Consider the following 9,864-nt stretch of genomic DNA (forward strand, 5'->3'; position numbering starts at 1 on the left):
CACGGACGCGGCAATGACATGACAGCCACACCCGGCATCCCTGGGTGCCCTGATCTTACGAATGACCAGAACGATCCCACGAAGAAAGGTATGGAGTCATGCCGGACAACGACGAGTACCCGAAGCCCCTCAAAGATTTCCTCGACAGGATCGACGACTGGTACCGCACCAATCACGAGGGCTTCAAGACCCTGTTCGACGCGACGATCGCCAACGTGGTGAAGTGTCCGGCCGACCCGGCCGATCCCGATGGAAAGAAGGTGTACTACGACTGGCAGGGGAAGGGCATCGAGGATCTGAAGAAGTTCTTCGCGGAGTGGTACACCAACTGGACCACGACGAAGCCCAACGACGGCCTGGACTACATCGAGAAGTTCAGCTGGCTCACCTACGAGAACGACTACGGGATGGTCTTCGTGACCTGCGGTCCCGGCCTGGAGATGACCAAGGACTTCACCGACCTGCAGGGCGACCAGATGGACGACGAGGGGGAGGGCGGCCAGGAGCTCATCAACCTCTGGCGCGCTGAACTCGGCACGAGGATGGAGGACTTCGAGCCGGGCCCCTGGGGGACCTTCAACCAGTTCTTCATCCGGGAGCTGCGGGACCCGTCGGTGCGGCCGATCGACGCTCCGGACGACAACAGCGTGGTGGTCGCCCCGACCGACTGCGTCATCAACATGATCGTCGACGACCTGGCCGAGGAGACGCCGATCCCGGTCAAGACGGTCACCATGAACGTCAAGCAACTGCTCGCCGGTTCCAAGTACTACAAGAAGTTCGTCCCCAAAGAGGAGGACGGAAAGACGGTGCCCGGGGGCACCGCCGTGTCGTGCATCCTGATGCCCGACACCTACCACTGGTACCACGCGCCGGTGGATGGTCATGTCGTGGAGTCCCACGACGACGTCCACGGGATCTACTACGGGATGCGGGACTTCCCCGAACTCCTCAACAAGGGGAACGTCGGCTACGGATTCGACTACGAGATGTTCGACACCTTCCGCCGCGGATACCTCGTCTTCAAGACGACGTTCATCGATCCCCAGATGCGGAAGCACGACACGTACGTGGCGATGGTGACGGTCGGCCTCAACTCGATCGGCTCCGTGCAGTACGAAGCGGACTTCAAGAACCCCCAGAAGCCCGTCCCGGTGACGAAGGGCCAGAAGATCGGGAACTTCCAGTACGGCGGCTCCCTGAACATCCTGCTGTTCGAGCACGGCCGCTTCCCGGCCCTGCAGCTGCACATGGGGCAGCGCATCGGAACCCTCGAGGCCCCGGAGCGGACGAAGGGCCTGTTCAGCCACCCCCACCACGCGCAGTCCCGCCGGGGCATCCCGTTCGCCCGGTGACCCCGCCGACCCTGTCGATTCCGCCGACCCGGCCGACCCGCCCCCGAACGAAGGACTGAACCATGGACCCGGACGATCTCGTCACGTCGATCCCGGCGAACCTCCTCGACACCAAGAGCCTCGAGCTGGGGATCCGCTCCTACGCGGGGCGCGTACAGCTCGACGGCACGGGCACCGCGAAGAACAACCTCTTCTACTGGTTCTTCGAGAGCCAGACCTGCAGCCCCCACGTGCCCGTCGCCGACCAGCAGGACCTGATCAGCGCCACACCGCTGGTGATCTGGCTCAACGGAGGCCCCGGCGCCTCCTCGCTGATCGGGCTCTTCCTGGAGAACGGCCCGCTGACCATCACCGAGGACACCGTCGGGACCGTGTCGCTGACCACCACCAGCTGGAACCAGGAGGCGCACCTCCTCTACTGGGACCAGCCCCTGGGCGCCGGGTACAGCCACTCCGACGACCCCAAGCACGACGAGTACGTCGAGGACGAGGCCGAACTCGGCCACATGTTCTGGCAGGCGCTCCAGAAGTTCTTCCAGCTGCACCCCGAGTACGCGAAGTGCCCGCTGTACGTCTGCGGCGAGAGCTACGCCGGCAAGTACGTGCCGGCGATCGCCCTGGAGATCGACAAGCAGAACGGGCGGAAGGCGGGACAGCACATCGACCTGCGCGGGATCGCGGTGGGCAACGGCTGGATCACCCCCGAGCTCTCGCTGGGCCTCATGATCGACTACGTCTACACCACCGGATTCATCGGCCTCGGCCAGCGCGAGGAACTGCTCCGGGACTACGCGAAGGTCCAGGCCGAGATCAAGGAAGGCAGCATGGTCCAGGCCACCAAGGACGGCAACGCCCTGGTGGACAAGACCCTGGCCTACGGCGGGAAGTTCGACATCTACGACGTCCGGGGGTGGAAGGGCCTGCCCTGGGAGACGCTGAAGGCGTACCTGAACACCGATCCCGTCAGGAAGGCCCTGCACGTGCCGCTCGGGCTCGAGTGGACGTGCGAGGACAACAGCGGCCCGGTGGCCGATGCCCTGGTAGAGGACAACATGGCGGACGCGTCCGACAAGTACGGCGCGCTCATCGACAAGAGCGACGGGGGCGCCAAGCGCTACAAGGTGCTGCTCTACACCGGGAACTTCGACACCGCCTGCGGCTTCCGGAGCACCGAGGAGATCCTCGACAGGCTCATGCGGGACCGCGACCCGGAGTGGCACGGCGCGCCCCGCCTGATCTGGCAGCAGCCGCCGGGCGACCCCAAGGGCTTCGTCCGTCAGCGCGGCAACCTGACGCAGGTGTCCATCCCCGACTCCGGTCACGAGGTGCCGGCGTACCAGCCGGAGATCTGTCGGGAGATGCTCTACAACTGGCTCTTCGACCGCACCTTCCACGGGCACGACCCGCAGGGACCGCTCGCGTAGCGGACCGGCGACGGCGCCGGGGAGTTGATCGGACGGCGGGGCGGCACTGCGGTGCCGCCCCGCCGTTCGTGGTGCCGCGGGCGCGGGGTGGTGATGGTCTGAGCTGAACATCATTCATATGATGGCAAGTCAGTAACTATCAGCCGGTGCCACGATCCTCGGAGGGCGTCCCGGACCAGGGCGCGCCCAGGGGACCGGGCCGGCCCCCGGATCCGCTCCGGCCCCCTCGGGCTCGATTCAGGGAGAAGCATTGCGCGGCACCGTGCTCGCCGACCGCTACCGGCTGGTGGACTGGCTCGGCGGCGGGTCGATGGGCGACGTGTGGCTCGCCGAGGACGAGGTCCTGGGCCGCCGGGTGGCGGTCAAGGTGGTGAAGCCGGCCCTGCTGGACGAGCCCGGCTTCGCCGAGCGCTTCCACGCCGAGGCCCGCGTCATGGCCCGGCTGCGGCACCCGGGCATCGTCGGCGTGTACGACTACGGGCACAGCGGCGGCGACGGGGCCAGCGGCGACGCGCACGGCGACGGGCACGGCGGTGCGTACGGTGCCGGGACCGGTCGGCGCCCGGTCGGCTACCTGGTGATGGAGCTGATCGACGGTCAGCCGCTGAGCGCCGTCCTGGAACGGCGCGGAGCCCTGCCGGTGGCCGAGGCCCTGCGGCTGGCCCTCCAGGTGCTGGAGGCGCTGGAGGCCGCGCACGCGTCCGGGGTGGTCCACCAGGACATCAAACCCGCCAACCTGATGGTCAACGGCGACCGGACGGTGATCGCGGACTTCGGCATCGCCGGCCCCGCCTGCGACCCCCGGTTCACCGTACCCGGGGTGGTGCTGGGCACCGCCGCCTACCAGGCACCGGAACAGGCCTCCACCGGGACGGTCACCGCCTCGGCGGACCTCTACGCGCTCGGCGTGGTCCTCTACGAATGCCTCGCCGGGAGGCTCCCGTACGACGGGGAGACCGCCCTCGAACTGATCCTCAAGCACCTGACGGAGCCCGTCCCGCCGCTGCCCGGGGACGTGCCCGCGCCGGTGCGCGCGGTGGTCGAGCGGGCGATGGCCAAGGACCCCGGCGAGCGCTGGCCCGACGCGGCGACGATGGCTGCGGCGTTGCGCCAGGCCCTCGCGGCGGGCGAGGCGGCGGGCGAGGCGGCGCCGCCGTCGGGCCCGGAGCGGCCCGTCGCCCGGCAGGCACCGAGGGCCCGGCGCATACCCCGCCCCGGGCGCCGCCTGCGGGCGCTGGCCGGGGTGACGGCACTGACGCTGCTCTGCGTGGCCGGGGCCGCCGGGGCGACGGTGGTACGGCCCGGCCGGGACGCCACGCCGCCCGGCGCCGCCGTTGGCGGGCCCGCGGCCGGGTCCGCGGTGGCGGGCGCAGCCGCCCTCGTCGAGGCCGGCCGCCCGCCCGCCGGACAGCCGTCCGCCCCCGCGCAGGCCCCCGTAGCGTCGGGCGGACCGGGCACGGGCGAGAGCCCCCCGCCCGCCGCCGGGCCCGGACCGGCCACCGCCCCGCCGTACGCCACGTCCGCCGCCCCGCCGCCCGCGTCGGTCCCCGCCGCGCCCGCCGCCCCGGCCCCCGCCCCCGCCGTGGGCCAGAGCCCGGCCGCGCCGGCGCCGACCTCCGCCGCCCCCGACCGCCCCGCCCCCGGCGAAACGGCCACCCCCACGACGCCCGCGACCCCGACGCAGTCCGCCCAGCCCACGCCGCAGCCCAAACCGCAACTGCCCGCCGAGGCGCGGATCACCGGCACCAACGGCGCGCTGGACAACTACTCCTCCAACGACCAGGACGGCAACACCGTCGGCACCTACTTCGCCAACGGCACGGCGGCGCAGCTCTGGCGGCTGGACCGGGTCGCCGACGGGATATACTACCTGCGCAACGCCTCCAGCAACTTCACCAAGGTGCTGGACCAGGACCGCAGGAGCGGACTGGTGCAGATCTGGACGAGCCCGCCGGCCGACTGGAACCAGGTCTGGGCCATCGCGCAGGTCCCGGGCGGCTACCGGATCGCCAACGTCGCCACCCAGCTGTGCCTGACGTCCGAGGGCATCGGCGTCGGGACCCACGTGGCGTCCTGCACGGGCGCGCAGAACCAGGTGTGGACGTTCAACTGAGCCGCCGGGAGCCGACTGCCCGGATCCGACCGGAGACCGCCGTCGACCGGGGCCGCGACGGCGAGCTGTACGACTACGACGCGGACGACGCCGGGTTCGTCCGCGATCCGGGGGCCGGGGCGGCGCTGTGGGCGGTGCCACGGCCCCGGGTCACCACGGGGCCATCACCAGCTCGCCGATCACCTGGAGGCCGACTCGTGCCGCCAGCCACGGGGCGCGTTCGGCCTCGACATGCTTGACGTGCACGAACACCGTGTGGTCGGCCGCCGGCTCCGTCAGGTCGAGGTCCCGGGCATGCGCGCAGACCGTCACATAGGCGCCCCTGGGACCTCCGGCACCGAGGCCGATGTCGGGAGCCTCCGGCCAGCCGGAGAAGTCCCAGCGGACCGACATCGGGCATGCCCCCGCCGCCGCCAGGACCGGCCGCACCACGTCCGCGGACATGCCCCAGCCCATCAACCGGACCGGGAGGTGGGCCGACGGCGGGTCACCCCTGTCGGAGGAGCCGTGTCCGGCGCCGTCGGCCCACCACTCGGCACCCGGCAGGAGGCCCAGGAGCCGTTCGAGGGCCCGCGCGTCGGGAACGCGCGCGTCGAAGTCGACCTCGAGCTCCCGGGTGTCGGCGAGATCCAGCAACCGCCCGGCGGCCCGCAGGGCCTCGTCGAGGTCCGCCGTCCTCAGGACCGGTCGCGCGTAGGAGTTGGCCATGGCGGGGAGTCTGCCAGGGCGCCCGCACTCGGAGATACCGGTTTTGTCCGCGCCCTGGACCTGCCGGCGTCCCCCTGTCCTCCCGCGGAGGCGCCCCCAGGTCGGCTCGCCGGACCGGGCGGACCTCCGGCGGGTCATGCCGGCAGCCAGGACGGCCACTGTCGGCGCGGCCGGACGGCGGGCCGGGCCGGGCCGATCAGCTCGCGCAGCCGGGCGGCCTCGGGGGAGCCGATGGAGGCCAGGATGTCGTAGGCCTCCGACCGGTGCGCCCGGGCCGCCTCCCCGGCGGCATCCCCGGCATCCCCGGTGCCCTCGGCGGCCGCGCGGTCGGCGAGCGCGTCGCCGAGCGCCGCCAGGGCCAGCCCCCGCCCCCGGCGGTCGCCGTCGAGCGTCAGCACCTCCACCGCCCGCCCGGCCGCCGCCACCGCCTCCTCACCGCGGCCGACGGCGCGCAGCGACTCGGCGAGCCGCAGCAGCGTACGGCCGGTGCGGCGCCGGTCGTCCGGCCGCAGCAGGGCCAGGGCGTTGCGGTGGTGGCGCAGGGCCTGCTCGTACTCGCCGCGGTCGTGGGCGATCGTCCCCAACGAGTCCAGGGCGAGCGCCTGGAGTTCGTGGTCGGCGAGCTCGTGGCAGATCAGCAGCGACTGGTCGACGACGCGCACCGCCGCCTCGGACCGGCCGAGCCCGGTGAACGCGCCCGCCAGGTCGAGCAGTTCGGCCGCCACCGAGCGCCGGTCGCCGAGCCGCTCCCACACCGAGATCGCCGCCGTGAAGCCGTCGACGGCGTCGCCCGGCCGGCCGACCTGGGCGAACAGGGCGGCCAGCGAGGCGTGGGCCAGGGCGAGCAGCGGCCCCGGCAGGTCGTGGGCGGTGCACAGGTCGCGGGCCCTGAACAGCTCGGCGAGGGCCGCGGGTTCGGAGCCGACCTCGGTCAGCAGCCGTCCGAGCACCAGCCGGGCCCTGACCTCGCCCGTCCGGTCGCCCGCGCGGACGGCGGCGTGGAGCAGCACCTTGGCCGCGTGCCCGAGCGGCCGGGCGGCCTGGCCGGTCTCGCACAACAGGACGTAGCCGAGCAGCAGTTCGGCCGCCAGGTCGAGCCGGGGCGGCTCGGGAAGGGCGGCGTACTGGCCGACCAGCGCGCCGATGCCGCGGTAGTCGCCGCGGCCGTGGGCCGCCGCCGTACCGCAGCCGCCGCTACGGGCGGCGGCGCCGGTGAAGGGCAGGGCGGCGCGGGCGGCGGCCGGGCCGAGGGCCGCGACGGTCTCGCCGTGGTGACGGGCCACCAGTCGGGTGAGGACGGCGGCCGGCCGGTCCCCCTCCGCCTCCGCTTCCCCCTCCGGGGCGAGCTGCAGGGCGAAGGCGCGCAGCAGGTCGTGGTACCGGTAGCGGTCCGGCGGCGCGGTCTCCAGCATCGAGCAGTCGACCAGCGACTCGGCCAGCTCCTCGGCCTCCTGCTCGGGCAGGCCGAGCACCGCCGCGACCGCCCCCGGCGACAGGTCGGGCACCTCCGGCACCGCCAACAGGCGGAAGGCCCGGGCCTGTTCGGGCGTCAGCTGGTCGTAGCCGAAGCGGAACGCCGACTCGACGGCGAGGTCCCCGGCGCGCAGCACGTCCAGCCGCCGGCGGTCCCCGGCCAGCTTGTCGAGCAGCCGGGCCATCGACCAGCCCGGCCGGCAGGCGAGGCGCGCGGCGAGGATCCGTACGGCCAGCGGGAGGTGGCCGCAGAGCCGCACGAGCTCCCCGGCGGTGTCCGCCTCGGCCCGCAGCCGCTGCCCGCCGACCACCCGTTCGAGCAGGCCCAGGGCCTCCTGCGGGGCGAACGCGGTCAGCTCGACGACGTGCGCGTTGGGAAGCGAACCGAGCCTGGCCCGGCTGGTGACGAGCACGGCGCAGCCCGCCCGGCCGGGCAGCAGCGGCCTGATCTGCTCGGCGTCCCGGGCGTTGTCGAGGACCACCAGCACCCGCCGGCCCGAGAGCAACGAGCGGAACTGGGCGGAGCGTTCGGCGAGCCCGGGCGCCAGCCCCTCCGCCGGCACGCCCAGGGACCGCAGGAAGGCGCCCACCGCCTCCTCGGGCCGGGTCGGGCGGCCGTCGGCCCCGTGCAGGTCCAGGTAGAGCTGGCCGTCGGGGAAGTCGGCGGCCAGCGTGTGCGCGACGTGGACGGCCAGCGCCGTCTTGCCCACGCCGCCCAGCCCCGACACCGTCGCCACGGGCATGGTGCCGGGGGAGAGCAGGACGGCCCGCAGCGCCTCGGTCTGCGCCTCGCGGCCGGTGAAGTCGGCGAGGTCGGCCGGGACTTGGGTCGGCCGGACGGCCGGCGGGTACGGCGCACGGGCCGCGGCGGCGGGCCGGGCCGTCGTCGGTGCGGACGCAGGCGTGGACGCCGAGGTGGGCGCGGGCGCCACGAGCGCGGCGTCGGCCACCAGGATCCGGCGCTGCAACTCGCGCAACCCGGGCCCGGCCGAGACGCCGAGCTGCGCCCGCAGCCGCCGGTCCGCCGCGCGGTACACGCCCAGGGCCTCCGCCTGCCGGCCGGTCCGGTAGAGGGCGAGCATCAGCAGCTCGGAGAACCGCTCCCGGAGCGGGTACTCGGCCACCACGGCGGCCAGTTCGGCGACGGCCTCGCCGGACGGCCCGGCCTCGACCTCGGCCTCCAGACAGGACTCCAGGACGGTCACCCGGCGCTCGGCCCACTCGCCGCGCTGCCGCTCGGCGTACGGGCCGGGCAGCCCGGTCATCGGCTCGCCCTGCCACAGTGCCAGCGCCGAGCGGAGTACGGCGGCGGCGCGGGCGTGCTGCCCGCCGGCGCGCAGCCCCCGCGCCTCGCCGAGGAGTTCCTCGACCCGGTGGGTGTCCAGCCCGCCGGCGTCCAGGGCGAACAGGTAGCCCCCGCTGAGCGTGGTCGGCGCGGCGGGCCCCAGGACGCGGCGCAGGCGGTGGACGTACGTCCGGATCACGGCGGAGGGCTTGGCGGGCGGATCATCGCCCCACAGGTCGTCGACCAACTGACCGGTCGACACCGGGTGATTGGCCCTCAGCAGCAGCGCGAGCAACAGGCTCCGCTGCTGCGGCGATCCGAGCACGAGCTCGCCGCCGTCCCGCCACCCCCACAGCGGCCCCAGCACCGTGAACCGTAAACCACCCACCGGCCAATCCCCCTCCGCCCGCACACGATCCCCCGGCCGCGCATTTTACCGACCGCATCACCCCTGGTCAGGGACGAGGCCCCGGGCCCGTCCGGGAGTACGGGGATACCCTGGCCGCCGGCCCGGGAACGAGGGGGAGACCATGACGCGCGCGACGGCACCGGACGGCACCCGGATCGCCTACCAGTTGCGCGGCGAAGGGGCGCCACTGGTCCTGCTGGCCGGCCAGGCCAACGACCACCACTGGTGGGACGCGGTCCGCGCCGACTTCCACCCCGCCCGCGCCACCCTCACCCTCGACCACCGCGGCACCGGCGGCAGCGACAAGCCCGACACCCCGTACAGCACCGAACAGTTCGCCCGGGACGTCGTCGCCGTCCTCGACGACCTCGGCATCGACCGGGCCGACGTCTACGGCACCTCCATGGGCGGACGGGTGGCCCAGCAGCTCGCGGCCCGCCACCCGCACCGGGTGCGCGCCCTGGTCCTCGGCTGCACCTCACCCGGCGGCCCGCACGGCGTCGAACGCGGCGCCGACGTCCGCCGCGCCCTGGCGCAACCCGACCCCGAGGCCGCGCGACAGGCCCTGCTGGAGCTGATGTACACCCCCCGGTGGCTCGACTCCCACCCCGGCCCGCACCACACCCTCGGCGACCCCGCCATGCCCGCCCACGCCCGCCGCCGCCACCTCGCCGCCAGCAGCCGGCACGACGCCTGGGACCTCCTGCCGGCCATCGGCGCCCCCACCCTGGTCGTCCACGGCGCCGACGACCGGCTCAACCCCGCCGCCAACGCCCCGCTGCTCGCCGCCCGCATCCCCGGCGCCCGCCTGCACCTGCTCCCCGGCGCCCGGCACGCCTACTTCGAGGAGTTCCGCACCACCGCGAGCCCCCTCGTCCTGGACTTCCTCACCAGCGCCCAGTAGGCAAGCGGAAGGACCGGTTTCGGCCAGTCGTGTCGCCGGTGGATACAACCGATCACATCTTCGGCATGCTGACCGCTCACGTTGTCCGGACACACGACAAGGGAGATTCCCAATGATGTTGTCAAGCCAGGGCGGTGACGCCTCGTGACTGCCTTACTGCGCTGGGGCGGCGTTCTTGGGCGCAACTGCATCG

General features: G+C 73.5%; 6 protein-coding genes. 4 read left to right on the forward strand and 2 right to left on the reverse strand.

The genetic code is table 11. The features are described 5' to 3' along the window. Positions 1-98: 98 nt before the first annotated feature. The 3 genes from ACFY4B_RS42365 (at position 99) to ACFY4B_RS42375 (ending at position 4,892) form a co-directional block, all read left to right on the forward strand. Positions 99-1,355, forward strand: a complete 1,257-nt coding sequence (locus tag ACFY4B_RS42365; RefSeq protein WP_387977122.1) for a phosphatidylserine decarboxylase — start codon at positions 99-101, stop codon at positions 1,353-1,355. Between the two features lie 62 nt (positions 1,356-1,417). After that, entirely contained in the window at positions 1,418-2,779 is a 1,362-nt protein-coding gene (locus ACFY4B_RS42370; RefSeq protein ID WP_387977125.1) for a hypothetical protein, read from the forward strand. A gap of 250 nt (positions 2,780-3,029) precedes the next feature. Beyond that, entirely contained in the window at positions 3,030-4,892 is a 1,863-nt protein-coding gene (locus ACFY4B_RS42375; RefSeq protein ID WP_387977128.1) for a serine/threonine protein kinase, read from the forward strand. A 150-nt stretch (positions 4,893-5,042) separates the two neighbouring features. Here ACFY4B_RS42375 and ACFY4B_RS42380 read toward each other — a convergent pair whose 3' ends face one another. Both ACFY4B_RS42380 and ACFY4B_RS42385 read right to left on the reverse strand, forming a co-directional pair. Beyond that, on the reverse strand, positions 5,043-5,600 hold the full coding sequence (locus tag ACFY4B_RS42380) for a hypothetical protein (RefSeq protein ID WP_387977130.1): 558 nt from the start codon (positions 5,598-5,600) through the stop codon (positions 5,043-5,045). Positions 5,601-5,734: 134 nt separating this feature from the next. Then, positions 5,735-8,746, reverse strand: a complete 3,012-nt coding sequence (locus ACFY4B_RS42385) for a BTAD domain-containing putative transcriptional regulator (RefSeq protein ID WP_387977133.1) — start codon at positions 8,744-8,746, stop codon at positions 5,735-5,737. 142 nt (positions 8,747-8,888) lie between these two features. On the opposite strand from ACFY4B_RS42385, the gene ACFY4B_RS42390 reads away from it, so the two are divergent. Next, positions 8,889-9,671, forward strand: a complete 783-nt coding sequence (locus ACFY4B_RS42390; RefSeq protein WP_387977136.1) for an alpha/beta fold hydrolase — start codon at positions 8,889-8,891, stop codon at positions 9,669-9,671. Positions 9,672-9,864: the final 193 nt, after the last annotated feature.

Origin of the sequence: Kitasatospora sp. NPDC001261 (genome assembly GCF_042896795.1) — a bacterium.
GTDB lineage: Bacteria > Actinomycetota > Actinomycetes > Streptomycetales > Streptomycetaceae > Kitasatospora.

What these genes read in the sequence shown, in the direction of transcription:
- ACFY4B_RS42365 (WP_387977122.1), top strand. Translation starts at nt 99, where the DNA reads ATGCCGGACAACGACGAGTACCCGAAGCCCCTCAAAGATTTCCTCGAC.
- ACFY4B_RS42370 (WP_387977125.1), top strand. Translation starts at nt 1,418, where the DNA reads ATGGACCCGGACGATCTCGTCACGTCGATCCCGGCGAACCTCCTCGAC.
- ACFY4B_RS42380 (WP_387977130.1), bottom strand. Translation starts at nt 5,600, where the DNA reads ATGGCCAACTCCTACGCGCGACCGGTCCTGAGGACGGCGGACCTCGAC.
- ACFY4B_RS42390 (WP_387977136.1), top strand. Translation starts at nt 8,889, where the DNA reads ATGACGCGCGCGACGGCACCGGACGGCACCCGGATCGCCTACCAGTTG.